Raw genomic sequence first — 23,805 nt, 5'->3', positions numbered from 1 at the left:
CGTTTTGGGTCAAAAACAAAGCCGAAAAGATGGACTTGTTGATTTAGAGGACTTAAAGCGCGTCGTCGGTCCGGATACAGCGGCGCTTATGCTCACGAATCCGAATACGCTCGGGCTGTTTGAAGAGCAGATCGTCGAAGTGGCTGAAATCGTCCACGCAGCCGGCGGCAAGCTGTATTATGACGGGGCGAATTTAAACGCGATTCTTGGCAAGGCGCGCCCGGGGGACATGGGCTTTGACGTCGTTCATTTGAACTTGCATAAAACGTTCACCGGCCCGCACGGCGGCGGAGGCCCAGGCTCAGGCCCGGTCGGGGTGAAAGCCGACCTCGTTCCGTTTTTGCCGAAGCCGGTCATCGAAAAAGGAGAAAACGGCTATTATCTCGATGACGACCGCCCGCAGTCGATCGGCCGCGTCAAGCCGTTTTACGGCAATTTCGGCATCAACGTCCGGGCGTACACGTACATCCGCTCGATGGGGCCGGACGGCTTAAAAGCGGTGAGCGAGTACGCCGTGTTAAACGCCAACTATATGATGCGGAGGCTTGCCGACTATTACGATTTGCCGTACGACCGCCATTGCAAGCACGAGTTCGTCCTGTCGGGACGCCGGCAAAAGAAACTCGGCGTCAGAACGCTCGATATTGCCAAGCGGCTGCTTGATTTCGGCTTCCATCCGCCGACGATTTACTTCCCGCTCATCGTCGAAGAGTGCATGATGATTGAGCCGACGGAGACGGAGTCGAAAGAGACGCTTGACGCGTTTATTGACGCCATGATCCAAATTGCCAAAGAGGCGGAGGAAAATCCGGAAATCGTTCAAGAAGCGCCGCATACGACCGTTGTGAAGCGACTTGATGAAACGACCGCGGCGCGCAAGCCGATTTTGCGCTACCAAAAACCGAAACATAGCAATAACTGACGTTTGAGCATTGATGAGCGCTCGCTCCCTAACGGAGCGGGCCGTTTCTTTGTACGCCGGATGAGCCATTGACAAAAACGTCGAATTAGTTTATTATATAAACTAAGATCAAGAAAGAAAAAGCATGTGTCCATATGGAGAAGTTAGCCTTAACAGTCGGTGCACGGGCGCCCGACGGCTTGAGTGAAAAAGCGGATGGCCAAGAAGCCTGCACGGCAGGAATCGACGGATGCAGCAACCGCCATAATAGCGAGGCGCCCCTGCCCTTTCGCAAGACACATTCGATCAATCAAATGAAAAGGATGACAGAGACGTGCGGACAGGAAACATTTCTCTTGTAAAAAAAATGAATAAACAGCTCGTCTTAAAATTGATTCGCGACCAGCATCCGATTTCGCGCGCCGATATCGCCAAGACAACCGGATTGAACAAGGCCACTGTCTCCGCGCTTGTTGACGAACTGATCGCCGAGCATTTCGTCCATGAAAGCGGAATCGGCGAGTCAACCGGCGGGCGCCGGCCGCTCATGCTTCGCTTCAACGCCGACGCCGGCTCGCTTATCGGCGTTGAGCTGGGGGTGAACTATTTGTATGCCGTGTTGACCAATTTAAACGCGGACATTCTTTGGGAGCAACGGCGTTCGTTCCGCCCGTCTGAAGGGCAGGAGGCGATCATCGGCGAAATGATGGAGCTCATCGAGGCGGCCATCCGCCGGGCGCCGGCGACACCGTACGGTGTGATGGGAATCGGCATCGGCGTGCCGGGCGTCGTCCATACCGAAAGCGGGACCGTTGTGTTTGCTCCGAACTTGCGCTGGGACGATGTCGCCTTGGCGGCTGTTTTGCGGCAACGGTGGCCTGAGCGTCCTGTCATTGTCGAGAATGAGGCGAAACTGGCGGCGCTTGGAGAAAAGTGGTTCGGCGCCGGCAACGAGTTCGCCCACTTTGTTTACATCAGCGCCGGAATCGGCATTGGCGCCGGCGTCGTTCTTCACCATCAGCTCTATCGGGGTGTCAGCGGCCTAGCTGGTGAAATCGGCCATCATACGATCGATGTCAACGGCATTCGCTGCAGCTGCGGCAACATCGGCTGCTGGGAAATGTATGCGTCGGAAAAATACATTGAGCGCCGTTTGGCTGAAGAAGGGCGTTCCGAATGGCTCGATGAACGCTTTTCCATCGCTGCGATGGCGTTGGCAGCAGAAAGCGATGAACAGCTGGCGCGCATTTTGGAGGAAACGGGGCGCTATCTCGGCGTTGGATTGTTGCAGGTGATTTATGCGTACAATCCAGAAGCAGTCATCATCGGCGGTCCGATTGCCCAAGCGGGCGAGTATGTGATCGGTCCGGCGCGCCAAGAAGTGAGAAAGCGGATTCTCGTCAAAAAAGAAAGCGAGCCGTCCATCATCTCCTCCAAGCTGAAAGAGAAAAGCTGCGCCATCGGCGCGGCTGCTTCGGTGCTTGAGGCGGTCGTCCTGCCGCCGGAATTTGCGGCGGTCTAGCGCATGCGAAAAGAGGCGCCTGCCTGTTTGGGCAGAGCGCCTTTTTGGTTAACGGGCTACGCTTTTTTCTTCACTTTCCCGGTCCATGTTTTAAATCCGCCTTTTAAATGGTACAAGTCGCGGTATCCTTTTCGGTAGAGCATTTGCGCGGCTCGCCCGCTGCGCAGTCCGTTTTGGCAGTACAAATAGATCGGCTGGTCTTTGCGCAATTCTTTCATGCNTTTTCGGCCACTTTTTCGGTCCATGTTTTAAATCCGCCTTTTAAATGGTACAAGTCGCGGTATCCTTTTCGGTAGAGCATTTGCGCGGCTCGCCCGCTGCGCAGTCCGTTTTGGCAGTACAAATAGATCGGCTGGTCTTTGCGCAATTCTTTCATGCGCATGCGAAGCTGCGTGAGCGGGATGTTGCGAGCCCCTAAAATATGTCCAGCCGCAAACTCATCCGGTTCGCGGACGTCGACGAGTTGCGCTTTTCGATAACCGGCGCGGAACTCTTCCTCTGTCAATGCTTTGACAATTCTCTTCTGCCAGAAGTACGTAATGACGGAATACACGATGATTGCGCCGAGAATAATGAGCAATGCTTCCACCCGTCATGCCTCCTTTCGCTTCGTCTGCTATTTCCTATTATATAAAGTCGCCGCCGGGAAGCAAAGAGGTTTTCGCGATGCCATTTTTCTTTCCTTCACCGGCGTTGTTTGCTAAACTAATAAAGGCGGCCAAAAGCGTCCCGCCCCTTGGCGGTGGTCGACAAGCCGCCGCAGCGTTTAGAGTATGGAACAATAGAGAAGGTGGAACGATGGCAAAAGAAGTATGGCGCTTTATCGATTCCGGCTATTGCCCGCCGGCGTTCAATATGGCGCTCGATGAGGCGCTTCTCGATTGGCACAGCGAAGGCAAAATTCCGCCGACGATCCGCTTTTATGGCTGGAATCCGCCGACGTTGTCGATTGGTTATTTTCAAAAAGTGGAGAAAGAAATTGATTTAGAGGCGGTCAAACGGCACGGCCTCGGCTTTGTCCGTCGGCCGACCGGCGGGCGCGGCGTCCTGCACGATAAAGAATTGACATACAGCGTGATCGTCTCCGAGTCGCACCCGGCGATGCCGAAGACGGTGACGGAAGCATACCGCGTCATTTCGCAAGGAATTTTAGAGGGATTTCGCTATCTTGGGTTGGATGCGTATTTTGCCGTGCCGAAAACGGAAGAAGAGAAGGCAGATTTGCGCAGCCCGCGCTCGGCCGTTTGTTTTGACGCGCCGTCATGGTACGAGCTTGTCGTTGAGGGGCGGAAAATCGCCGGCAGCGCGCAAACGCGGCAAAAAGGCGTCATTTTGCAGCACGGATCGATTTTGCTTGATCTGGACGAAGAGCTGCTGTTCAGCTTGTTTAAATATCCAAACGAGCGGGTGAAAGAGCGTCTGCAGCGCGATTTTAAAAAGAAGGCAGTCGCGATCAATGAGTTGACGAGCCGCACGGTGACGATCGAGGAAGCGAAAGAGGCGTTTTACAAAGGATTTGAAAAGGGATTGAACATCGTATTGGAACCGTACACGCTCACCGCCGAAGAGCGGGCGTACGTTGAAGAGCTGGCGCGGGCGAAATACGAAAGCGACGAATGGAACTTCAAGCGCTGAGCAGCGACGCGGTAAATCGTTCGTTTTCCGGCAAAAACAGCGGCACTCCCCCGTTTTTCTCCGCTTTTCGCCGTGTTTTGTTTTTTTTTTGCTTGACAAAATGAAATCATTTGTTCTCTTTAACAATATATAGTATGATTTTCATAAAAAATCATACTATATATTGTTTTTTTCTGTTTGATATGGTAAGGTAGAGAAGACAGGACAACTTTGCCAAAAACATGAGAGATTATATAAAAGAGGAGAGATAGGAGAATGACGGTGGCGTCATCCGAAAAAATGAAGATCAATATTGACAAGCTGAACGAGGATATCCGCCTATTTCCGCAAGTGCATCCGATTACGCCGGATATGCACATCACCCATAAAGGCGTATCCCGTTTGGTCATGCTTGACCGGTATTCATTCAAAGATACGGAGAAGCTGACGCTCACACCGGGCGATTTCGTCGTGTTGACGATCAAGGAGGATCCGAAATTCCCGGCACGAGGGCTCGGGTTTATCGTCGACATCGATTGGGAGGCGAAAAAGGCGCGCGTGTTGATTGAAGACGAATACCGGCACGTGCTCGAAGGGGAAGAGGCGGAGACCGGCATTGTGGTTCGGTCGCTCGACATTATTGATAAGCCGCTCGAAATTTTCTATGAGCAAATCGCCAAGCGCAATGCGACTGGGCTGGCGGCGGTGGAAAAGACAGAAGAAAAGCGGAAAGAGTGGTTCGAAAAGTTTTATCAAGAGCTCGCAAGCTTGAATTTTGTTCCGGCCGGCCGCGTGTTGTACGGGGCGGGTTCGGGCAAGGAAGTGACGTATTTCAACTGCTATGTGATGCCGTTTGTGAAAGACTCGCGCGAAGGAATTTCCGAACATCGGAAGCAGGTGATGGAAATCATGAGCCGCGGCGGCGGCGTTGGGACGAACGGCTCGACATTGCGGCCGCGCCATACGCTTGCGCGCGGGGTGAACGGCAAATCGTCCGGGTCGGTCTCGTGGCTTGACGATATTGCGAAGCTGACCCACCTTGTCGAGCAAGGTGGCTCCCGCCGCGGCGCCCAAATGATTATGCTTGCTGACTGGCACCCGGACATTATCGAATTCATCGTCTCGAAAATGCAAAACCCGCGCATTTTGCGCTACCTGCTCGAAAATATGGAAGACGAAGGCATCAAAAAAGCAGCGCGCGACAAACTGAAATTTACGCCGCTCACCGAGCGGGAGCGGGCGATGTATGAAGCGATCGTCCGATACAAGAACGCGCCTGACTACGGCGGTTTCACTGAAGAAATCATCAAAGACGCCGAAGAAAAACTGCGCACCGGCGGTACATATACGGTGCACAACCCAGACTTTTTGACCGGTGCGAACATTTCCGTCTGCCTGACGAAAGAGTTCATGGAAGCGGTCGAAAAGGACGAAGAATACGCGCTCCGCTTCCCGGACGTGGAAACCTATTCCGAAGAGGAAATGCGCATTTACAACGAAAAATGGCATGAAGTCGGCGATGTACGCGAATGGGAGAAAATGGGCTATCGCGTCCGCGTCTACCGGAAAATCCGCGCCCGCGAACTGTGGAAGCTGATCAACATTTGCGCGACGTATTCAGCCGAGCCGGGCATTTTCTTCATCGACAACGCCAACGAAATGACGAACGCCCGCGCGTACGGGCAAAAAGTCGTTGCGACCAACCCGTGCGGGGAACAACCGTTGGCACCGTATTCGGTGTGCAATCTGGCCGCCATTAACTTGGCGAACATGGTGGACAAAGAACGGAAGGTCATTGACTACGAAAAACTGAAACGCACGGTCGAAATCGGGGTGCGGATGCAAGACAACGTCATTGACGCCACGCCGTACTTCCTTGAGGAAAACAAAAAACAAGCGCTCGGCGAGCGCCGCATCGGCCTTGGCGTCATGGGGCTTGCAGACTTGCTCATTTACTGCGAAAAAGCGTACGGCTCTGAGGAAGGAAACCAGCTTGTCGATGAGCTGTTCCGCACGATCGCCACGACCGCATACCGGGCATCGATCGAGCTGGCGAAAGAAAAAGGCAGCTTCCCGTTTCTTGTCGGCGAAACGGAGGAAGAGACGCGCAAGCTGCGTGAAGCGTTCATCAACACCGGCTACATGAAACGGATGCCGGAAGATATTCGTCAAGATATTTTGAAATACGGCATCCGCAACTCGCACTTGCTGACGGTGGCGCCGACAGGATCGACGGGAACGATGGTCGGCGTCTCAACCGGGCTTGAGCCGTACTTCTCGTTCTCGTACTACCGGAGCGGGCGCTTGGGCAAATTTATCGAAGTGAAAGCGGACATCGTCCAAGAATATTTGGACAAACACCCGGAAGCCGACCCGAACCACTTGCCGCCTTGGTTTGTGACGGCGATGGACTTGCCGCCGGAAGCGCACGCCGATGTGCAGTGCATCATTCAACGTTGGGTCGACTCGAGCTTGTCGAAAACGGTCAACGCGCCGAAGGGCTACACCGTCGAGCAAGTGCAAAAAGTGTACGAGCGTTTATGGCGTTGCGGTGCGAAAGGCGGAACCGTCTATGTCGACGGCAGCCGCGATGCACAAGTGTTGACGTTAAAGGCTGAGGAGAATCAGATTGAAGAGCAACTTGAACTGCTTCCAGAGGAGCTCGAGGAAAAAGAGACGAAACGCCCCGTCGTGCTCGTTGATACGATTCAAGATGTGCGCGCCACCGATGTGACAATCGGTTCCGAAATCGGCAATATTTGCCCGATTTGCCGCGAAGGGACGATCGAAGAGATCGGCGGCTGCAACACGTGCACAAGCTGCGGCGCGCAGCTGAAGTGCGGCCTGTAATGGCGATACGGATGGGTTTGAATGGATGAAACGCTGGTTTCCGTAGAGGAACCGGCGTTTTTTTTACATAAAAGGCAAAAGCCAAAATATAGTGGTAAAAGGAGGGAACGAAAGGGGGAGCGTCATGATTGTTCATGTCGTAAAGCGCGGGGAGACGCTTTGGCAGTTGGCTCAGCGTTACGGCGTTCCACTCGAGCGGATTGTCGCCGCCAATGAACTGAGCGACCCGAACCGGCTAGCCGTTGGCCAAGCGCTCGTCATCCCGGTTCCATATCGTTACCATACGGTCCGCACAGGGGAAACGTTATGGCAAATTGCGCGCCAGTATGGAGTGGCGGTCGAAGCGATTATACAGGCGAACCGGATCACGAATCCGTCGCTCCTTTATCCAGGGACAACGTTGTTCATCCCAGCGCGCATCCATACGGTGCGAAGCGGGGAGACGCTGGCGCAAATCGCTTCGTTCTACGGAGTGACGGTTCAGCAGCTGATCGAAGTAAACGATATTACCGATCCGAACCGGATCGTCCCCGGACAGCGGCTCATCATCCCGCCGGCGAAGCCGCTCATCGAGGTGAACGCATTTACGGTGGACCAAGGGGAGAAAGGAGCGGAGCAAGTGCGCGAAGTCGGCCGCCATTTGACCTATGCCGCGCCATTCGCCTACACGATCCGCGCCGATGGCGGGCTCAATCCGATCAATGATACAGCATTCATTCAGGCGGCTTATGCCGCCCGTGTCGTGCCGATGATGACGATCACGAACTTTACGTACCAAGACCCGGGCTCGAGGCTGGCGCAGACGATTCTGGCCGACGTTGCGCTGCAAACGCGATTGCTTGACAACGTCATTCAAGTGATGCGAGCAAAAGGGTACCGCGCGTTGAATGTCGATTTTGAAAATGTCTATCCGTCCGACCGCAAGCGGTATAACGAGTTTTTGCAGCGGGCGGCCAACCGGCTTCACGCCGAAGGGTATGTTTTATCGACGTCGCTGGCGCCCAAAATAAGCGCTGAACAAAAAGGGCTGCTGTACGAAGCGCACGACTACCCAGCCCACGGACGCATCGCTGATTTTGTTGTCCTTATGACCTATGAGTGGGGCTACCGATTTGGGCCGCCGCAAGCCATTTCGCCGGTGAATCAAATTCGGCGCGTGCTCGATTATGCGGTGACCGCCATTCCGCGTAGCAAAATCATGATGGGGTTTCAAATTTATGCCCGCGACTGGGTGCTGCCGCACGTGCAAGGGCAAGAGGCGGAAACGTTCAGCCCGAAAGAAGCCGTGGAGCGCGCCATTCGCTACGGGGCGTCCATCCAATACGATGCGGCGGCCGCCTCGCCGTTTTACCGGTACACGGACGAGCAAGGCCGCCAGCACGAAGTATGGTTTGAAGACGCCCGCAGCGCGTTGGCGAAATTTGAATTGGTGAAAGAATACGGATTGCGCGGAATCAGCTACTGGGTGCTCGGGTATCCGTATCCGGAAAACTGGGTGCTGTTAGAAGACAATTTCCGCATTCGCAAGCGGGGATAAGCGGTTCGAGCGTATGCGCCGGTCATCGGGCATGCGCTTTTACTTTGTTTCTTGGAGTTCGAGCCGCTTTTTTAGCTGATAAATTTCCAGATCGTGCTGGCCGATCTTATGGTTTAAATATTCAATCGCAATGTTCGCGTTGCGCCAATCATGTGACAATATCTCGAACATGCGCCGATGGTCGGCCAGCTCGTCCTCGATTTTTTTGAAATGGCTGCGCGTCTCGATAATGAAATGGTCCAACTTTTCCTCGAGGCGTTGTTGCTGTTCTTCGAGGCGCTGTTGTCGTTCTTCGAGGCGTTGTTGTCGTTCTTCGAGGCGTTGTTGTCGTTCTTCGAGGCGTTGCTGTCCGGCTTCTAGGCGGTCGAGGCGTTCATGAATCGGCTGCAACTCCTCTTTCAGCACCGAGCGAAGCAATTCGACAAGCTCGTGAGACATTCTGCATCCCTCCTTTCAGTTTAGTTTTATTGTATCATTGCGTTCATGAGCTGTCATGGCAAATCTTGAGCAGCTTCGCGAAATCGGCCGCCAACGGGATTTGTTCCATGTGTATAACAACATGTGGGATCGGAAATTGCATCTGGATGGCATGATTGACGGCCGAGAATATCGGCAAATCGTGGCTGAAACCGATGGGCATGGTCGTTGGTTTCGCTGGGAGATGAACATATCAAATTGGGGGTAATGAGCCTTCCATGAAAAATGATGCCAAGCAAAAGAAGCACGCGATTTCCCTCCATCCTTGAATCATACTAACATCAAATACGGAGAACATGGAGGGAAATGAATGAAACCGTTTATGCCCAAACTTGTGTATTTCGAACCGGAGGCGTTGCCGCATCCGCTCGGAAAGGTATTGCTCGCTTTTTTCCATCGGCCCAAGTGCAGTATTTTACGTAATGTTCCCTTCATGGTATAATGGGATTGATTGCTATTTTTTGTTTGCCTGGGCGGCCGACTGGCCCGGCAGCGTCTAGCCGAAGCGGGCAAAGCGGCAATGTTCATGAGAGATGCTGACGGCCGCTGCACTTGTCTGCGGCAGACAAATGTAATGGGAGGGGACAAACGTTGCCGACACCAAGCATGGAAGATTATATTGAGCAAATTTACATTTTGATTGAAGAAAAGGGCTATGCCCGCGTCTCTGACATCGCTGAAGCGTTGTCCGTCCATCCCTCCTCGGTGACGAAAATGGTGCAAAAGCTCGATAAAGATGAGTATTTAGTGTATGAGAAATACCGCGGACTCGTCTTGACGCCAAAAGGAAGAAAAATCGGCCAGCGGCTCGTCTACCGCCATGAGCTGCTTGAGCAGTTTCTCCGTTTGATCGGTGTCAGCGAAGAAAACATTTACCGCGACGTGGAAGGGATTGAACACCATTTGAGCTGGAACGCCATCGACCGGATCGGCGATTTGGTGCAGTATTTTCAAGAGGACGAACGCCGCCTTGAAGCGCTGCGCGATGTCCAAAAGCGCAATGAACAAGGAGAGTAAGCCGATGCTTGCTCTTTTTTGTTTGCCGTACTAAATGTCCTCCTTTTTTCTTACATATGTATAAACGGCAAAAAGGGGGAGGCGGCGGTGGACATTGATCTTGTCTTTTCCGGCGGCGGGGTGAAAGGGTTTGCGTTGCTTGGAGCGTATGAAGCGATTGAGGAAAAAGGTCTGCGCTGGAAGCGGCTTGCTGGCACGAGTGCGGGAGCGTTGCTTTCGGCGCTGCTATCGGCAGGCTACAGCGCCCGCGACATCGCCCGACTGCTTGAGGAGTTGGAGTTGGAGCAGTTTTTGGATGAACGGCCGCTATGGATTCCGTTTTCGCTTTGGAAATGGGTGCGCCTGTATTGGCATCTTGGGCTGTATCAAGGAAAGGCGTTTGAGCGGTGGCTCGAGGCGGCGCTCGCCGCCCGCGGCGTGCGGACGTTTCAAGATGTGCCGGCCGGCAGTTTGTATATCGTCGCTTCCGATGTGACGAACGGACGCATCGTCGTGCTGCCGGACGATTTAGCCATATACGGCATTGACCCTGGGTCGTTTTCCATCGCCAAGGCAGTGCGGATGAGCATCAGCATTCCTTATTTCTTTGAGCCGGTCCGCCTTCACGGACGGGACGGCACCTCCCTCATCGTTGACGGCGGGGTGCTCAGCAACTTTCCGCTGTTTCTCTTTGATGAAGAAAAAGAAACGAAAAAACGGCCGGTGCTCGGCGTTCAATTGAGCGCCAAGCCCGGCCAGCGGCCGAAACGGCGCATTGCCAACGCGCTTGATTTGTACGAAGCGTTGTTTGCGGCGATGAAAGAGGCGCATGACGCCCGCTATATTTCGCGCCGCCATGAAAAAAACATCATCTTTTTGCCGGTGGAAAACGTTCTTGCGACCGAGTTTTCCATCGACCTGGAAGCGCGCCGGCGTCTCATTGACTATGGGCGCGAGCGGGCGCGGCAGTTTTTGCGCCAATGGGCGTACTAGACGGGAAAGCGACAATAGGTCACACCTCTGCCGCCGATTTTTTAGCTGAACGGCAGAGGCAAACAAAAAAGAATCAAGCTAAAACGAAGCTCGATTCTTTTTTTTGCCTTTTTTGCCCTCGATCACGGTCAAGTGCGGAATGGCCGTCCGTTTTTTCAGCGGCCGCTTCAGTTTCGCCGGCTTTGCTTGTTTGCGCCCGGAGCGGGGATGGAGCTTTTTCGACTGCCGCACCGCCTTTAAATACGATAACCGATCTTGATCGGTGCGGCGTTGGTATACGAACCGGTAGAAGAGATAAATGGCGGCCAAAAACAGCGCAACAAACAACAGCTGGCGGAACAGCACCGTCGGATGGGCAAAAAGGGTATAGACAATGCCAAGCGTTCCAAGCAAAATCATAAGCCCGACAAGCGGATGAATGGCCCGGCGCCGCAATGAGTCCACCCCCTTTGATCGATTACTGCACCGCTTGTTTCCTTTCGGCTTCCGCTTCCAAATCAAGAAGCCGCTGAAACGAGGCGATGGCCACTTCCACTTGGTCATCGTCCGGTTCTTTTGTCGTCAACCGCTGCAGCCATAGCCCGGGATAGCCAAGCCAGCTTAGCAGCGGAATATCCCTCAATTTATTTGTAAACTGCAAGACCTCAAACGAAACGCCAAGCACGACAGGAATTAAAGCGAGCCTGTTTGCGATTCGCAGCCAAAGCGGATCCGTCGGCACGAACAAATAAAGGAACAAGCTGATCATGACAGTAAATAAAATGAAGCTGCTGCCGCATCGGTAGTGAAGGCGCGAGGCGCGCTGGACGTGCTCAACAGTGAGCGGCCACCCTGATTCAAAGGCGTTGATGACTTTATGTTCCGCCCCGTGGTATTGGNAGCACGACAGGAATTAAAGCGAGCCTGTTTGCGATTCGCAGCCAAAGCGGATCCGTCGGCACGAACAAATAAAGGAACAAGCTGATCATGACAGTAAATAAAATGAAGCTGCTGCCGCATCGGTAGTGAAGGCGCGAGGCGCGCTGGACGTGCTCAACAGTGAGCGGCCACCCTGATTCAAAGGCGTTGATGACTTTATGTTCCGCCCCGTGGTATTGGAACACGCGCCTAACAAGCGGCGTCAACGAAATAAAGTAAATGTAGCCGAGCAAAAGAGCAAGCTTAAAGGCTCCTTCAAGCAAAATTTGCCCCATTTTCCCCGGTACGAGCGGTTTAAAGGCGTCGGCGGCGAGCGCCGGAACGAGCGTAAAAATGGTTTTGGCGAATAAAAACGATAGCACGCCGATGACGGCGGCGCCGAGAATCAGCCCGAATTTGGAGCGTCTTTCTTCGGCGGCCTGTTTTTCGTCCGAGGACGCCTCATATTGTTCGCTGGCAAATTGCAAATGCTTGGCCCCGTTTGCGCTCGCCTCAATAATGGCGACAATGCCGCGGACAAACGGGATTTTTTTCAGGGCAGCCAGCGTCGGATGGCTGCGGCGAGGCAGCGTAAAATAGTCAATCGTCCCGTCATGGCGGCGAATAGCGGTGACGGAGTGCGTCTTGCCGGCAAACATCACCCCTTCAACGACCGCTTGGCCGCCGTATAACGGTTTCTCCATTGATGATTTCATCAGGCCAACACCAACCTATTTTTTATGTTTATTATTTTATTCTACAAGAAACATCCGGAAACCTCTAGGTTGATGCTACTATTATGATTTCCAAAAAATCCATGATTTACACAAGGGCGGTCATTTTTTCGTTTGATTCATGGGATGGTCGGCCGTCGGTCATACTAACAGACAAGGAGGTGTACGATGATGGCGGAACAAAAAAGGAAGCTTGAGCAGGAGGAGACGGAGCGGCCGATGACGCTCATACAAAAAACGATCATCATCGGGTTTGTCGGCGGGGTGTTTTGGAGTTTGATCGGCTATTTGGCTTATTTTTTCCATTTCAGTGAAATCAGTCCGAATATGATTCTCATCCCGTGGGTTGCCGGGGACTGGAAATATGGGAAAGCCGGCAATTATGCGGCCATCGTGCTGATCGGCATCATTTCCATTGCGGCGGCGCTTTTGTACTACGCGTTCCTGCGCAAGATCGCCGGTATGTGGGCGGGAATGGTATATGGCGTGGTGCTTTGGATGATTGTCTTTTATTTGTTTAATCCACTGTTTCCAAACGTCCAACCAGTTGCAGATTTAGAAACGAATACGATTATTACGACGCTTTGCTTATACATTTTATATGGCGTATTTGTCGGGTATTCGATTTCTTTTGAAACGCAAGAAATGAATCGAACGGCGTTAAATGTCGGAAAAGAGGCGGCAAATGAAGGAAACTGACGAAGCTTCTTTTCACTCTCATCCGCTGAAGTAAGTGCTGCATCAAGCGCCGCGCGGATGTCTAGCGGAAACGACCATCTTTATGGTAAAATAAAGAAGGTTTTGCATGTTTCAGCATCAGTCCATGGCTGCTGCGGGCGCTCGTGAAACTGGCGCGCCTACGAGGTCTTTCGCGTCATCCTGACCGCGAAGATTTTCTCCGCTCTCGACGCAGGCAGCGGAGGAGACGAGCACACTCTAAGGGAAGAGGAGACGGAAACATGGAAAAGCTGGAAAAGCTGGAAAAGCTTCGGGAGCTCCTTGACGAGCAGCATATCGACGGGCTGTTAGTAACAAACGGCTACAACCGCCGCTATTTGACCGGGTTTACTGGCACGGCCGGCGCTGCACTTGTCAGCCGTCAAGGGGCGGTGTTGGTTACGGACTTCCGCTACGTCGAACAAGCATCGAGGCAAGCCCAAGGGTTTGAAGTCGTCCAGCACAGCGGGCCGATCATCGAAGAAATTGCCAATCAGGTGAAGCGGCTTGGCATCAAGAGGCTTGGCTTTGAGCAAGAACATGTCACCTATGCCGCATACAAGTCGTATGAAGAAGCCATCCGCGCTGAACTCGTGCCAACGTCTTGGCTCGTAGAAAAATTGCGCTTGATTAAGTCAGAGGCAGAGATTAAGATATTAAAGGAAGCAGCAGAAATCGCTGATGCGGCGTTTTCGCACATTTTGTCGTTCATCCGTCCAGGCGTTAAAGAAATCGAAGTGGCGAATGAGCTGGAATTTTTTATGCGCAAACAAGGGGCGTCTTCGTCCTCCTTTGATACGATCGTTGCCTCCGGCTACCGTTCGGCGCTGCCGCACGGGGTGGCGTCAGAGAAAACGATCGAGCGCGGCGAGCTCGTCACGCTTGATTTCGGGGCTTACTATAAAGGGTATTGTTCCGACATTACGAGAACGGTCGCCGTCGGCGACATTAGCGCGGAGCTGCGGACGATCTATGACATCGTTCTTGAAGCGCAGCAACGCGGCATGAACGGGCTCAAGGCAGGCATGACCGGCAAAGAGGCTGATGCGCTCACGCGCGATTACATCCGCGAAAAAGGGTATGGCGACTATTTCGGCCATTCGACCGGCCATGGGATTGGATTGGAAATTCACGAAGGGCCGACGCTTTCGTTCCGTTCGGATGTCGTGCTTGAGCCAGGCATGGTTGTCACCGTCGAGCCGGGCATTTACATCCCGGGGCTTGGCGGGGTGCGCATCGAGGACGATACGGTCATTACTGCTGACGGGAACGAAGCTCTCACCCATTCGCCAAAAGAACTGATCATTTTATAATGGATTGCGTGAGGAGGATTTCGGCTAATGATTTCAGTCAACGATTTTCGCACAGGACTTACGATTGAGGTGGACGGCGAGATTTGGCGCGTCCTTGAATTCCAGCACGTCAAGCCGGGCAAGGGGGCGGCGTTCGTCCGTTCGAAGCTGCGCAATTTGCGCACCGGCGCCATTCAGGAGCGGACGTTCCGCGCCGGCGAAAAAGTGAACCGGGCGCAAATCGACACACGCAAAATGCAATATTTGTACGCCAACGGCGACCAACACGTTTTTATGGATATGGAAACGTACGAACAAATCGAGCTGCCGGCGAAACAAATCGAGCATGAATTGAAGTTCTTGAAAGAGAATATGGAAGTATTTATTATGATGTACCAAGGCGAAACGATCGGCGTCGAGCTGCCGAACACCGTCGAGCTGAAAGTCGTCGAAACAGAGCCGGGCATTAAAGGTGACACCGCTTCTGGCGGTTCGAAGCCGGCGAAGCTCGAAACCGGCCTTGTCGTTCAAGTGCCGTTTTTCGTCAACGAAGGCGACACGCTCATCATTAATACGGCCGACGGCACGTACGTTTCGCGGGCGTAAGCGCAAGCCCGACAGGCACCGTCTCGGACACCTTCCGGGGCGGTGTTTTTTATGCGCAAAATGGGCGCCGTTTCGCTCTCCCCCATCGTTTTCCTCAGTAAAAACTTCTTCTGAAACGGCTTGTTTTCGCATACGTTTGTACTAATCGATCCCATTTGGCAAAACAGGAGGGGAACATGAAACATTGGCTGCGATCGATCGACCCGTCCGTTATGGCCATGGCTGGCATGCGGATGGTGTCCGCGTTCATTGAACTGAGCGCGGCGCTGTTGATGCTTATGTTCAATGACGTGAAAAAAGCGCTTGCCGTTAATGCCGCGCTTGCTGTCGTCGGTCCAACCGTCATGATGGTGACCATGGCGATTGGACTGCTTTCGCTTGCGGACGAGCTCTCGTTTTCACGGCTTGGGCTTGTGGCGCTCGGGATCGCGCTCATTTTGTTCGCAATTTACAAGTAAGGCATAAACGGCGCATTCCGCCCATACATATGAACTAGTCCACAAGAAAAGGGGGAGGGCCATGGAAGCGGTGTGGGGAATTTTGCCGAAAACGGTCGCCGCCGCGTTGCAGCACCATCTTCCTTCATGCCGCCGCGGAATTGAAGAAATCCGCATCCGCGTCTCCCGGCCGCTTGAGGTGATCGTCAACGGAACGGCCCGATTGCTGCCGTATGAAGTGACGAAAGAAGACGGCGTGCATTTGCTCAACAAATTGAGTCATTATTCGATCTATGCCGTCGAAGAAGAGCTGAAGCGCGGATTTATGACGATTGAGGGGGGGCATCGCGTTGGGCTGGCCGGCAAAGTCATTACTGAAGGGGGCAAGGTGAAAGCGATCCGCGATGTTTCCTCGTTTAACATTCGCATCGCCAAGGAACAGATCGGCATCGCCGAGCCGCTGATTCCGTATGTGTACGACGGCCGCTGGCGTCATACGATGATCATCGGCTCGCCGCAGACGGGAAAAACGACGCTCCTGCGCGATGCAGCGCGCTTGATTAGCAGCGGGACGAGGCGCATTCCGGCGCAAAAGGTGGCGATCGTTGACGAACGATCGGAAATCGCTGGCTGTGTGAAAGGGATTCCTCAGTTTTCGTTCGGCCCGCGCCTTGACGTGTTGGACGCCTGCCCGAAAGCGGAAGGGATGATGATGATGATCCGCTCGATGAGCCCTGATGTCATGATTGTCGACGAAATCGGGCGCGAGGAGGACAGCGAGGCAGTGCTTGAAGCGGCCAATGCTGGCGTCTCTGTATGGACGACTGTGCACGGCCGCAACATCCAAGACGTCTGGCAGCGTCCGACGCTCGGACCGGTGATGGAACAAAAGGTGTTTGAACGGTTTATTGAGCTGACGAACATTCCCCATCCCGGCTCAATCCGACGCATTCTCGACGCTGGCGGAACGGTGCTGTATGAAAGGGCGGTGGTCCATCGATGAAATGGTTTGGCGCTCTGTTGATTCTCGCCGCCTCAACATGGCTTGGGTTTGCCGCCGCCCGCGTGTTGCACGAGCGGCCGCGCCAGCTCCGCCAGCTGAAAGCGGCGCTGAGGGCGCTTGAGGCGGAAGTGATGTATGGCCATACGCCGCTTGCCGACGCCGCTATGCATCTCGCCCGGCAAACGGCCGCCCCGTTGTCCGAATTGTTCGAGCGGTTTGCCGCCGCGTTATGCACAGAAGAAACGAGCGCCGCCGAGGCATGGGAAAAAAGCTTGCGAGCCGTATGGGGAAAAACCGCTCTAAAGCAAGGAGAATTTGAAGTGATGAAACAATTTGGCGCCACGCTTGGCCAATACGACCGGCTCACCCAGCAAAGGCAAATCGCGCTGGCGCTCGCCCATCTTGAGCGGGAGGAAGCGGAAGCGCTAGACAACCAGGCGCGCTACGCCAAGATGGCGAAAAGTTTAGGCGTGTTGGCCGGCCTGCTGCTCGTCATTTTACTCATGTAGACAGGAGGCAGAATCATGGGCATCGATGTCGATCTCATTTTGAAAATCGCCGGCGTCGGCATCGTCATCGCGTTTTTGCATACGGTGCTCGATCAGATGGGGAGGAAAGAATACGCCCAATGGGTGACGCTGCTCGGCTTTATTTATATTTTGTTTATGGTCGCTTCCATCGTCAGCGACTTGTTCCAAAAAATCAAGGATGTCTTTTTGTTCCGCGGGTAGGAGGGATCGGCCATTGACATTTTGCAAATCGTCGGCCTCGGGTTGATCGCGACGTTTTTGGTCGTGTTGCTGCAAGAGCAAAAGTCGAATCTGGCCTTTTTGTTGACCGTGTTTGTCGGCTGCACCATTTTTCTGTTGTTGGTCGATCAAATCAGCAGCATTTTGGCGATGTTGCGAAAAATGGCCGAAGGCGCCCATATTCAGATGGTGTATTTAGAGACGATGCTGAAAATCATCGGCATTGCCTACATTGCCGAGTTCGCCGCGCAAATTTCCAAAGACGCCGGCCAAGGGGCGATCGCCGCCAAAATTGAGCTCGGCGGCAAAATCGTCATTTTGGCGCTGGCTGTTCCGATTTTAACCGCGATCATCGAAGCGGTCATCGGCCTCATCCCGTCGGCGCGCTAAAGGGGGGAACGGATTGAAGCGAACAGCGTTCCTTATTGTTGGGCTGCTTTCTCTCTTTTTTTGTCCGTTGGTCGTACAAGCCGCAAGCGATGGACCGTCGGTCAGCGAGCAGCTTGCTCAGCTCGATGTGAGCGATATCCGCCGCTATTGGGAAACGATCGTCAGCGAGTATGGAGGGTTTTTGCCGGAAAGCGAGAAAGGGCCGCTCACCGATTTTTTAAGCGGCGACAAGCAATGGTCGCCGTCCGAATGGCTGAAGGCGCTCGCCCGCTATTTGTTTTATGAACTGCAGGTGAACGGCAAACTGCTCGGCACGCTCATTTTGCTTGCTGTCTTCAGCACGGTGCTGCAATCGCTGCAAAATGCATTCGCCCAGCAGGAAGTAAGCAAAATCGCCCAGGCGGTCGTCTATATGGTGCTCTTGTTGATCGCCTTAAACAGCTTTCGCCTCGCGGCGGATTATGCGCTTGAGGCGGTGCGGACGATGAGCCATTTCATCATCGCCCTCGTTCCGCTGCTGCTCGCCCTGCTCGCCACTTCCGGCGGGGTCGCGTCGGCGGCGTTTTTCCACCCGATCATTTTGTTTGTGATGAACACCACCGGCACGGTCGTTGAATACGTCACCTTGCCGCTTTTGCTTCTGGCTGCGCTGCTTTCTGTCGTCAGCACGCTCAGCGACCGTTACAAGGCGACTCAGCTCGCCGATTTGCTCAACAAAGCCGCCCTCGGTTTGCTCGGCCTCATTTTGACCGTGTTCCTTGGCGTCATGTCCGTGCGAGGAGCGACAGCGGCCGTGGCTGACGGCGTGGCGCTCCGGGCGGCGAAATTTGTCACCGGCAATTTCATCCCGGTCGTCGGCAAGCTGTTCACTGATGCCGCCGATACGGTCGTCGCCGCTTCCATGCTGTTGAAAAATACGGTCGGGTTGGTCGGGGCGGCGATTTTGCTCATGATCGCCATCTTTCCAGCGGTGAAAATTTTCGCCATCGTCATCGTCTACAAACTATCGGCTGCTCTTCTGCAGCCGCTTGGCGGCGGACCGGTATTGTCCTGCCTCAACATCATCGGCAAAAGCATCGCTTACGTGCTGGCGGCGCTGCTCATTGTGTCGCTCATGTTTTTCTTAAGCCTCACCGTCATGGTGATGGCCGGGAACATTACGATGATGGTCCGCTAGGGGGAGCGCTATGCAGCTAGTCATTGAGTGGGTGACAAACATCATTTTGTTTTTGTTGTTTGCTGTCATCATCGATTTTTTGCTGCCGTCGGGGACGATGCAAAAATACGTGAAAATGGCTGTCGGGCTTATGCTCGTTCTCGTGATGCTCGCTCCGGTGCTCCGGCTCGCTTCCGTTGATCCCGAGCAGCTCATCGCGTCGGCGCTCGTCCATTTTTCCAACGGCCGTGCGGGGGAGGAGGCAATAAAAAATCAAATCGAACAGCAGAAAAAAGAAATACAAGCCTCGCAACGCGCATATATTTTAAAACAAATGGCTGTCCAGCTCGAAAACGATGTCAATGAGGAGTTGATGGAAAAGTATGGGCTGAAAGCGGATGTCAACGTTTACGCCAAGCCAGGCGACGACTGGCGCATGCCGGATGACATCAAGACGATTGAGGTCGTCCTTTCGAAACAGAAGTCAGCCGGTTCGGTGGAACCGGTTGTCATCGATACGACGAAGCCGCCGGCTTTGCCGGAGGGCGATGCTTCGCTGGCAGAGGAGGTGCGCGCTTTTCTCGCCGGCCGATGGGAAATCGATGAAGATAAAATTGACGTGCAATTTAGGGGGAGGGAATAGAGGGGGGATGTTGCCGCTCATCAAACGGCTCTTTTCTTCAGCGCCGAAAGACGGGGAAGGAGCACAGAAAAAATGGCCGTTTTCGTACGTCGTCGTCCTGCTGTTGGCTGGTGTCGCCTTGATGGCGGCAAGCCATTGGGCAAACAGTGGAGAGGAAGCCGAAGCGAAGCCTTCCGCCGGGCAGCCGTCCGCTCCAGCCGAGCCGGCATTCCTGGCAAGCAAGGAGACGAAAGAGAAAGTGATCGCCGCCTATGAGGAGCGGTACGAAAAAGAACTGAAAGCCGCTCTTGAGGCGATCGAAGGGGTGGATGATGTCACGGTCGTCGTCAATCTCGATTCCACGGAGTTGAAACTGTATGAGAAAAAGCGTTCGACTCAGCAGCAGACAACGGAAGAGAGCGACAAGGAAGGCGGGAAGCGGACGATCGAAAACGAGTCGACCAATGAAGAAGTCATCATTATTCATAACGGCGAAGAAGAAACGCCGCTTGTCGTCGCCACGAAAAAGCCGGACATCCGCGGCGTTCTCGTTGTCGCCAAAGGGGCGGATAATTTGCAAATCAAAAAATGGATCGTCGAGGCGGTGACGCGCGTGTTAAACGTTCCGAGCTACCGCGTCGCTGTCTTGCCGAAAAAATGACCGGGTAAGGGGAGGAGATCGGCATGTTGAAAAAACAAACCGTATGGCTGTTGACGATGTTGAGCTTGGTCGTTGTGCTGTCGGTCTATTACGTGACAGCTCCAAAAAATATGAACGACAGTCCGGCATTTACCGCCAATAAGAAAACGGAAAAAACAACCGATCAGCCGAGCGTCGCTGTCGAAGAGGCGAAAAAGCCGTCCGCGTCTGGCGAAACGGGCGACGACTTGTTTACAGCGCTGCGCATGAAAATTGAGGATGAACGGAGCCGGCTGCGCGATGAGCTGAACGCCATTGTCGCTTCAGCGAACGCGACGGCGGAAGAAAAAAGTGAAGCGCTCGACAAAATTGAAAAATTGCAAGCATTGTCCGAAAAAGAAGCAACGTTGGAGACGCTCATCAAATCGAAAGGCGGTTATGAAGACGTGCTCGTGCGCGCCGATGACAACCAAGTGCGCGTGACGATCAAAGCGAAACAAAGCTCAGCTAAATCGGCGAATGAAGTCATTCATATGGTGAAAAAAGAAATACCCGATGCTGAATACGTGACGGTTGAGTTTCAGCCGGCTGGATGAACGCGCTGCTCTTTAGGGCAGCTTCTTTTTTTGCGGAAAAGTCTTTTGTTTGTCCTACTGTTGTGTGTATAATCGTTATGGACACGTTTAGGCACCGCCAGAAAGGAACGGGCTGCACGATACTTGGAGAAAGGTGTGAGATCGATGAAAATTCAAGAAATCCGTGAATTGATCCGCTTGGTCGACCAGTCCTCAATTGACGAATTCGTATACGAACAAGGCGAAACAAAAGTACATATGAAAAAAGGAACGGCTGCTGTCGCCGTTGCGTCGGCTGCGGCCGCACAGACGGCGGTCGCGCCGCCGGCGCCTGCCGCTCCGGCAGCGGTCGAACCGGCTTCGGCAGCTGCTCCCGTTCAAGCAGCGGCCTCAGAAGCGCCGGCACCGAAAGCGGAAACGCCGGTGGTCAAAGAAGAAAAGCCGGCTGTGGAAGGCAACTTGCATCAAATTACTTCGCCGATGGTCGGCACGTTCTACGCAGCGCCGGCGCCGGACAAGCCGCCGTATGTGAAGCCGGGCGACAAGGTGAAAAAAGACACGGTTGTCTGCATCATCGAGGCGATGAAGCTGTTTAATGAAATTGAAGCGGAAGTCGATGGCGAAATTGTCGAGGTGTTGGTGCAAAACGGCCAGCTCGTCGAATATGGCCAGCCGTTGTTTTTAGTCAAGCCTGAATAAGGGAGAGAACGGACGATGATCAAAAAAGTGTTGGTGGCGAACCGCGGGGAAATCGCCGTCCGCATCATCCGCGCCTGCCGCGAGCTTGGGATTGAGACGGTCGCTGTCTTTTCGCAAGCCGACCGCGACGCCTTGCACGTGCAGCTGGCTGATGAGGCGTACTGCATCGGGCCGACCGCTTCGAAAGACAGCTATTTAAATTTCACAAACATTATGAGCGTCGCCACGCTGACTGGCTGTGACGCCATCCACCCCGGTTACGGGTTTTTGGCGGAAAATGAAGCGTTCGCCGAGCTGTGCCGTGAATGCAACGTGACATTTATCGGCCCAAGTCCGGAAGCGATTGCAAAAATGGGCATTAAAGACATCGCTCGCGAGACGATGCGCGAGGCGGGGGTGCCGATCGTGCCTGGGTCGCGCGGGGTTATCGAAAGCCTTGATGAGGCGCGGGCGATTGCCGAAGAGATCGGCTATCCGGTCATCATTAAAGCGACGGCCGGCGGCGGCGGGAAAGGAATCCGCGTCGCCCGCGACGAAGGCGAGCTCGTCAAAGGCATCAACATCACCCAGCAGGAAGCGGCGACGGCGTTTGGCAACCCAGGCGTCTATATTGAAAAATATATCGAAGATTTCCGCCATGTCGAAATTCAAGTGCTCGCTGATTCGTACGGCAATACGATTCATCTCGGTGAGCGCGACTGCTCGATCCAGCGCCGGTTGCAAAAACTGGTCGAGGAAGCGCCGTCGCCGGCGCTTGACGACGAGATGCGCCGGAAGATGGGCGAGGCGGCGGTCAAGGCGGCGAAAGCGGTCAACTACACCGGCGCCGGTACGGTTGAATTTATTTATGACCACCGGAACAAACAATTTTACTTCATGGAGATGAATACGCGCATTCAAGTCGAGCATCCGGTCACTGAACTGATCACCGGTGTCGATTTGGTCAAGGAGCAAATCCGCATCGCCGCCGGTGAAAAGCTGTCGATCACCCAAGAGGACGTCACGTTTAACGGCTGGGCGATCGAGTGCCGGATCAACGCCGAAAATCCAGCGAAAAACTTTATGCCGTCGCCGGGGAAAATCGCCATGTACCTGCCGCCGGGCGGCCCGGGCGTGCGCGTCGATTCCGCCGTCTATCCAGGCTATACGATCCCGCCGTATTATGATTCGATGATCGCCAAATTGATCGTTCATGCGCCGACGCGTGCGGAAGCGATCGCCCGCATGAGACGGGCGCTTTCGGAGTTTATCATCGAAGGCATTCATACAACGATTCCGTTCCACATAAAATTAATGGAGCATGAGAATTTTCAAAGCGGTGAGTTTAATACGAAGTTTTTGGAGTTATATGATATTATGAAGGCGGAATAGGAGGTGCCTTATGTCTGAGCATGTCTTTGAAACAGAGCAAGTGTACCCGGCGCTCGGCAAGGTGGAAATTGCACCGGAAGTGATTGAGGTGATCGCTGGCATCGCGGCGTCAGAAGTCGACGGCATCGCGCAAATGCGCGGCAATTTTGCCGCCGGCGTCGCCGAGCGGTTTGGAAAGAAACACCATGGCAAAGGCGTCAAGGTTGATTTGCGCGACGACGGCGTCGTCATCGATCTTTATTGCCTCGTCCAGTTTGGCGCATCGATTCCGAACGTGGCGAAAAAGGTGCAGGAAAATGTGCGCCAGGCGCTTTGGAACATGACCGGCCTCGAGGCGAGCGAAGTGAACGTTCATATCGTCGGCATCCAGTTTGAGGGCGGCAAGCAGGAACAAGGCGTGGTCGAACAGTGATCTCGCAAGGCAGTTGCTTTTTCGGCGGCTGCCTTTTTGTTTTTTTGGCCAAAGTTTGTTATTGTAATGAACGAGGCCGTTGTGGCGCAACCAACGGCAGCGCGAATGATTTGTGGGAAAAGGCTGGCTTTTTCCGAAAAATATGATATGATTTCATTGTGAATGTTCGTTTTTTTGGAAAGGGGGACCGCCATGAAGCGGCATGAAGCACGGGAAAAGGCGTTGCAGGCGCTGTTTCAAATCGATGTCGGACGCATTCCACCAGACGAGGCGCTCCACAATGTCACGGGCGGCGGCGACATCGACCCGTTTTTGCGCCAGCTCGTCTTTGGCGTCGTCGAGCACCAGGAGGAGATTGACGAGCTGTTGCGCGCCAATTTGGAAAAATGGACGCTTGAACGCGTCGCCAACGTTGACCGCGCCATTTTGCGCATGGCGACGTACGAGATGAAATACGCCGATGATGTGCCGGTAAGCGTCAGCCTCGATGAGGCGGTCGAGCTGGCGAAAAAATTCGGCGATTGGAAATCCGGAAGTTTTGTCAACGGCGTGCTTTCGAAAGTGAAGGCGGCGCTGCAAAAATAAAACCGGCTGCATCGCGGGCAGATATCGAAC

General features: G+C 53.9%; 28 protein-coding genes and 3 pseudogenes. 25 read left to right on the top strand and 6 right to left on the bottom strand.

What is annotated here, in order from left to right; all coding sequences use genetic code 11:
* On the top strand, positions 1-922 hold a 922-nt coding region (gcvPB, locus tag T260_RS130480; RefSeq protein WP_023633919.1), incomplete at its 5' end, for an aminomethyl-transferring glycine dehydrogenase subunit GcvPB.
* 313 nt (positions 923-1,235) lie between these two features.
* Positions 1,236-2,423, top strand: coding sequence for an ROK family transcriptional regulator (locus T260_RS130485; protein WP_014196334.1), 1,188 nt, complete (start codon positions 1,236-1,238; stop codon positions 2,421-2,423).
* Between the two features lie 56 nt (positions 2,424-2,479).
* On the opposite strand, the gene T260_RS09225 is transcribed toward T260_RS130485, so the two are convergent.
* Complete coding sequence (locus tag T260_RS09225) at positions 2,480-2,641, bottom strand: rhodanese-like domain-containing protein (RefSeq protein WP_236620427.1); 162 nt, start codon at positions 2,639-2,641, stop codon at positions 2,480-2,482.
* Entirely contained in the window at positions 2,638-3,012 is a 375-nt protein-coding gene (locus T260_RS130490) for a rhodanese-like domain-containing protein (RefSeq protein WP_023633917.1), read from the bottom strand. The genes T260_RS09225 and T260_RS130490 overlap by 4 nt, the downstream gene beginning before the upstream one ends.
* 209 nt (positions 3,013-3,221) lie before the next feature.
* Between T260_RS130490 and lipM the strand changes: the two genes are divergently transcribed.
* From lipM to T260_RS130500, 3 genes are all read left to right on the top strand, one after another.
* The gene (gene lipM, locus T260_RS0120150) at positions 3,222-4,058 is read left to right on the top strand and encodes an octanoyltransferase LipM (RefSeq protein ID WP_020278531.1); all 837 of its coding nucleotides are present in this window, start codon (positions 3,222-3,224) and stop codon (positions 4,056-4,058) included.
* A gap of 255 nt (positions 4,059-4,313) precedes the next feature.
* Entirely contained in the window at positions 4,314-6,887 is a 2,574-nt protein-coding gene (locus T260_RS130495) for a vitamin B12-dependent ribonucleotide reductase (RefSeq protein ID WP_011231901.1), read from the top strand.
* Positions 6,888-7,011: 124 nt separating this feature from the next.
* Positions 7,012-8,424 (top strand): glycoside hydrolase family 18 protein, encoded by a 1,413-nt coding sequence (locus T260_RS130500; RefSeq protein ID WP_023633914.1) that lies wholly within the window; start codon positions 7,012-7,014, stop codon positions 8,422-8,424.
* A gap of 39 nt (positions 8,425-8,463) precedes the next feature.
* On the opposite strand, the gene T260_RS130505 is transcribed toward T260_RS130500, so the two are convergent.
* On the bottom strand, positions 8,464-8,862 hold the full coding sequence (locus T260_RS130505) for a hypothetical protein (protein WP_011231899.1): 399 nt from the start codon (positions 8,860-8,862) through the stop codon (positions 8,464-8,466).
* 55 nt (positions 8,863-8,917) lie between these two features.
* Here T260_RS130505 and T260_RS130510 point away from each other — a divergent pair, with 55 nt between their 5' ends.
* The 4 genes and pseudogenes from T260_RS130510 (at position 8,918) to T260_RS130520 (ending at position 10,890) form a co-directional block, all read left to right on the top strand.
* Complete coding sequence (locus T260_RS130510) at positions 8,918-9,109, top strand: DUF2332 family protein (protein WP_014196329.1); 192 nt, start codon at positions 8,918-8,920, stop codon at positions 9,107-9,109.
* Positions 9,110-9,211: 102 nt separating this feature from the next.
* Positions 9,212-9,331 (top strand): annotated as a pseudogene (locus T260_RS1000000140775) (spore photoproduct lyase); the annotation flags it as partial.
* A gap of 161 nt (positions 9,332-9,492) precedes the next feature.
* Positions 9,493-9,918 (top strand): transcriptional regulator MntR, encoded by a 426-nt coding sequence (gene mntR / locus T260_RS130515; RefSeq protein WP_011231898.1) that lies wholly within the window; start codon positions 9,493-9,495, stop codon positions 9,916-9,918.
* A gap of 87 nt (positions 9,919-10,005) precedes the next feature.
* Positions 10,006-10,890: a patatin-like phospholipase family protein gene (locus T260_RS130520; RefSeq protein WP_023633912.1), complete on the top strand. Its 885-nt coding sequence runs from the start codon at positions 10,006-10,008 to the stop codon at positions 10,888-10,890.
* A gap of 78 nt (positions 10,891-10,968) precedes the next feature.
* Here T260_RS130520 and T260_RS130525 read toward each other — a convergent pair whose 3' ends face one another.
* The 3 genes and pseudogenes from T260_RS130525 to T260_RS0120140 all read right to left on the bottom strand — a co-directional run.
* The gene (locus T260_RS130525; RefSeq protein WP_021322363.1) at positions 10,969-11,325 is read right to left on the bottom strand and encodes an SA1362 family protein; all 357 of its coding nucleotides are present in this window, start codon (positions 11,323-11,325) and stop codon (positions 10,969-10,971) included.
* A gap of 22 nt (positions 11,326-11,347) precedes the next feature.
* A pseudogene (locus T260_RS01000000137945) lies at positions 11,348-11,767 on the bottom strand (DUF1385 domain-containing protein); the annotation flags it as partial.
* Positions 11,768-11,771: 4 nt separating this feature from the next.
* Positions 11,772-12,503, bottom strand: a pseudogene (locus tag T260_RS0120140) (DUF1385 domain-containing protein); the annotation flags it as partial.
* Positions 12,504-12,689: 186 nt separating this feature from the next.
* On the opposite strand from T260_RS0120140, the gene T260_RS130530 reads away from it, so the two are divergent.
* The 16 genes from T260_RS130530 (at position 12,690) to nusB (ending at position 23,775) form a co-directional block, all read left to right on the top strand.
* Positions 12,690-13,220 (top strand): YqhR family membrane protein, encoded by a 531-nt coding sequence (locus T260_RS130530; protein ID WP_023633911.1) that lies wholly within the window; start codon positions 12,690-12,692, stop codon positions 13,218-13,220.
* 269 nt (positions 13,221-13,489) lie between these two features.
* Entirely contained in the window at positions 13,490-14,551 is a 1,062-nt protein-coding gene (locus T260_RS130535) for a M24 family metallopeptidase (protein WP_031212657.1), read from the top strand.
* A 27-nt stretch (positions 14,552-14,578) separates the two neighbouring features.
* Positions 14,579-15,136 (top strand): elongation factor P, encoded by a 558-nt coding sequence (efp, locus tag T260_RS130540; protein WP_011231892.1) that lies wholly within the window; start codon positions 14,579-14,581, stop codon positions 15,134-15,136.
* Between the two features lie 176 nt (positions 15,137-15,312).
* A complete protein-coding gene (locus tag T260_RS130545) occupies positions 15,313-15,594 on the top strand; it encodes a YqhV family protein (protein ID WP_023633909.1) in 282 nt (93 codons plus the stop codon).
* 61 nt (positions 15,595-15,655) lie between these two features.
* Positions 15,656-16,576 (top strand): stage III sporulation protein AA, encoded by a 921-nt coding sequence (spoIIIAA, locus tag T260_RS130550; protein ID WP_020278538.1) that lies wholly within the window; start codon positions 15,656-15,658, stop codon positions 16,574-16,576.
* Positions 16,573-17,085: a stage III sporulation protein SpoIIIAB gene (spoIIIAB, locus tag T260_RS130555; RefSeq protein ID WP_011231889.1), complete on the top strand. Its 513-nt coding sequence runs from the start codon at positions 16,573-16,575 to the stop codon at positions 17,083-17,085. The genes spoIIIAA and spoIIIAB overlap by 4 nt, the downstream gene beginning before the upstream one ends.
* A gap of 15 nt (positions 17,086-17,100) precedes the next feature.
* Positions 17,101-17,307, top strand: coding sequence for a stage III sporulation protein AC (gene spoIIIAC, locus T260_RS130560; protein ID WP_011231888.1), 207 nt, complete (start codon positions 17,101-17,103; stop codon positions 17,305-17,307).
* Between the two features lie 21 nt (positions 17,308-17,328).
* Complete coding sequence (spoIIIAD, locus tag T260_RS130565; protein ID WP_012820577.1) at positions 17,329-17,715, top strand: stage III sporulation protein AD; 387 nt, start codon at positions 17,329-17,331, stop codon at positions 17,713-17,715.
* Positions 17,716-17,728: 13 nt separating this feature from the next.
* Positions 17,729-18,892, top strand: a complete 1,164-nt coding sequence (gene spoIIIAE, locus T260_RS130570) for a stage III sporulation protein AE (RefSeq protein ID WP_020756964.1) — start codon at positions 17,729-17,731, stop codon at positions 18,890-18,892.
* 10 nt (positions 18,893-18,902) lie between these two features.
* Complete coding sequence (spoIIIAF, locus tag T260_RS130575; protein ID WP_011231885.1) at positions 18,903-19,514, top strand: stage III sporulation protein AF; 612 nt, start codon at positions 18,903-18,905, stop codon at positions 19,512-19,514.
* Positions 19,515-19,521: 7 nt separating this feature from the next.
* A complete protein-coding gene (gene spoIIIAG, locus T260_RS130580; protein ID WP_011231884.1) occupies positions 19,522-20,154 on the top strand; it encodes a stage III sporulation protein AG in 633 nt (210 codons plus the stop codon).
* Positions 20,155-20,177: 23 nt separating this feature from the next.
* Positions 20,178-20,729 (top strand): SpoIIIAH-like family protein, encoded by a 552-nt coding sequence (locus T260_RS130585; protein ID WP_011231883.1) that lies wholly within the window; start codon positions 20,178-20,180, stop codon positions 20,727-20,729.
* Positions 20,730-20,873: 144 nt separating this feature from the next.
* On the top strand, positions 20,874-21,407 hold the full coding sequence (gene accB, locus T260_RS130590; protein ID WP_011231882.1) for an acetyl-CoA carboxylase biotin carboxyl carrier protein: 534 nt from the start codon (positions 20,874-20,876) through the stop codon (positions 21,405-21,407).
* Between the two features lie 15 nt (positions 21,408-21,422).
* On the top strand, positions 21,423-22,778 hold the full coding sequence (gene accC / locus T260_RS130595) for an acetyl-CoA carboxylase biotin carboxylase subunit (RefSeq protein WP_023633908.1): 1,356 nt from the start codon (positions 21,423-21,425) through the stop codon (positions 22,776-22,778).
* A 10-nt stretch (positions 22,779-22,788) separates the two neighbouring features.
* Positions 22,789-23,190, top strand: a complete 402-nt coding sequence (locus T260_RS130600) for an Asp23/Gls24 family envelope stress response protein (RefSeq protein WP_011231880.1) — start codon at positions 22,789-22,791, stop codon at positions 23,188-23,190.
* Positions 23,191-23,382: 192 nt separating this feature from the next.
* Positions 23,383-23,775 (top strand): transcription antitermination factor NusB, encoded by a 393-nt coding sequence (gene nusB / locus T260_RS130605; RefSeq protein WP_011231879.1) that lies wholly within the window; start codon positions 23,383-23,385, stop codon positions 23,773-23,775.
* Positions 23,776-23,805 lie beyond the last annotated feature (30 nt).

Origin of the sequence: Geobacillus thermopakistaniensis, from assembly GCF_000498995.1 — a bacterium.
Lineage (GTDB): Bacteria > Bacillota > Bacilli > Bacillales > Anoxybacillaceae > Geobacillus > Geobacillus thermoleovorans.
Note: the sequence above shows the minus strand (reverse complement) of the source record. Positions and strands in the feature narration are given on the sequence as shown.

Bases quoted from the DNA above. Each gene is read 5' to 3' on its own strand.
- T260_RS130510 (WP_014196329.1), top strand. From the start codon at position 8,918: ATGGCAAATCTTGAGCAGCTTCGCGAAATCGGCCGCCAACGGGATTTG.
- spoIIIAC (WP_011231888.1), top strand. From the start codon at position 17,101: ATGGGCATCGATGTCGATCTCATTTTGAAAATCGCCGGCGTCGGCATC.
- T260_RS130495 (WP_011231901.1), top strand. From the start codon at position 4,314: ATGACGGTGGCGTCATCCGAAAAAATGAAGATCAATATTGACAAGCTG.
- nusB (WP_011231879.1), top strand. From the start codon at position 23,383: ATGAAGCGGCATGAAGCACGGGAAAAGGCGTTGCAGGCGCTGTTTCAA.
- T260_RS130500 (WP_023633914.1), top strand. From the start codon at position 7,012: ATGATTGTTCATGTCGTAAAGCGCGGGGAGACGCTTTGGCAGTTGGCT.
- efp (WP_011231892.1), top strand. From the start codon at position 14,579: ATGATTTCAGTCAACGATTTTCGCACAGGACTTACGATTGAGGTGGAC.
- spoIIIAB (WP_011231889.1), top strand. From the start codon at position 16,573: ATGAAATGGTTTGGCGCTCTGTTGATTCTCGCCGCCTCAACATGGCTT.
- spoIIIAA (WP_020278538.1), top strand. From the start codon at position 15,656: ATGGAAGCGGTGTGGGGAATTTTGCCGAAAACGGTCGCCGCCGCGTTG.
- accB (WP_011231882.1), top strand. From the start codon at position 20,874: ATGAAAATTCAAGAAATCCGTGAATTGATCCGCTTGGTCGACCAGTCC.
- spoIIIAF (WP_011231885.1), top strand. From the start codon at position 18,903: ATGCAGCTAGTCATTGAGTGGGTGACAAACATCATTTTGTTTTTGTTG.
- T260_RS09225 (WP_236620427.1), bottom strand. From the start codon at position 2,641: ATGAAAGAATTGCGCAAAGACCAGCCGATCTATTTGTACTGCCAAAAC.
- T260_RS130600 (WP_011231880.1), top strand. From the start codon at position 22,789: ATGTCTGAGCATGTCTTTGAAACAGAGCAAGTGTACCCGGCGCTCGGC.
- lipM (WP_020278531.1), top strand. From the start codon at position 3,222: ATGGCAAAAGAAGTATGGCGCTTTATCGATTCCGGCTATTGCCCGCCG.
- T260_RS130545 (WP_023633909.1), top strand. From the start codon at position 15,313: ATGAAACATTGGCTGCGATCGATCGACCCGTCCGTTATGGCCATGGCT.
- T260_RS130505 (WP_011231899.1), bottom strand. From the start codon at position 8,862: ATGTCTCACGAGCTTGTCGAATTGCTTCGCTCGGTGCTGAAAGAGGAG.
- accC (WP_023633908.1), top strand. From the start codon at position 21,423: ATGATCAAAAAAGTGTTGGTGGCGAACCGCGGGGAAATCGCCGTCCGC.
- T260_RS130585 (WP_011231883.1), top strand. From the start codon at position 20,178: ATGTTGAAAAAACAAACCGTATGGCTGTTGACGATGTTGAGCTTGGTC.
- spoIIIAG (WP_011231884.1), top strand. From the start codon at position 19,522: ATGTTGCCGCTCATCAAACGGCTCTTTTCTTCAGCGCCGAAAGACGGG.
- T260_RS130530 (WP_023633911.1), top strand. From the start codon at position 12,690: ATGATGGCGGAACAAAAAAGGAAGCTTGAGCAGGAGGAGACGGAGCGG.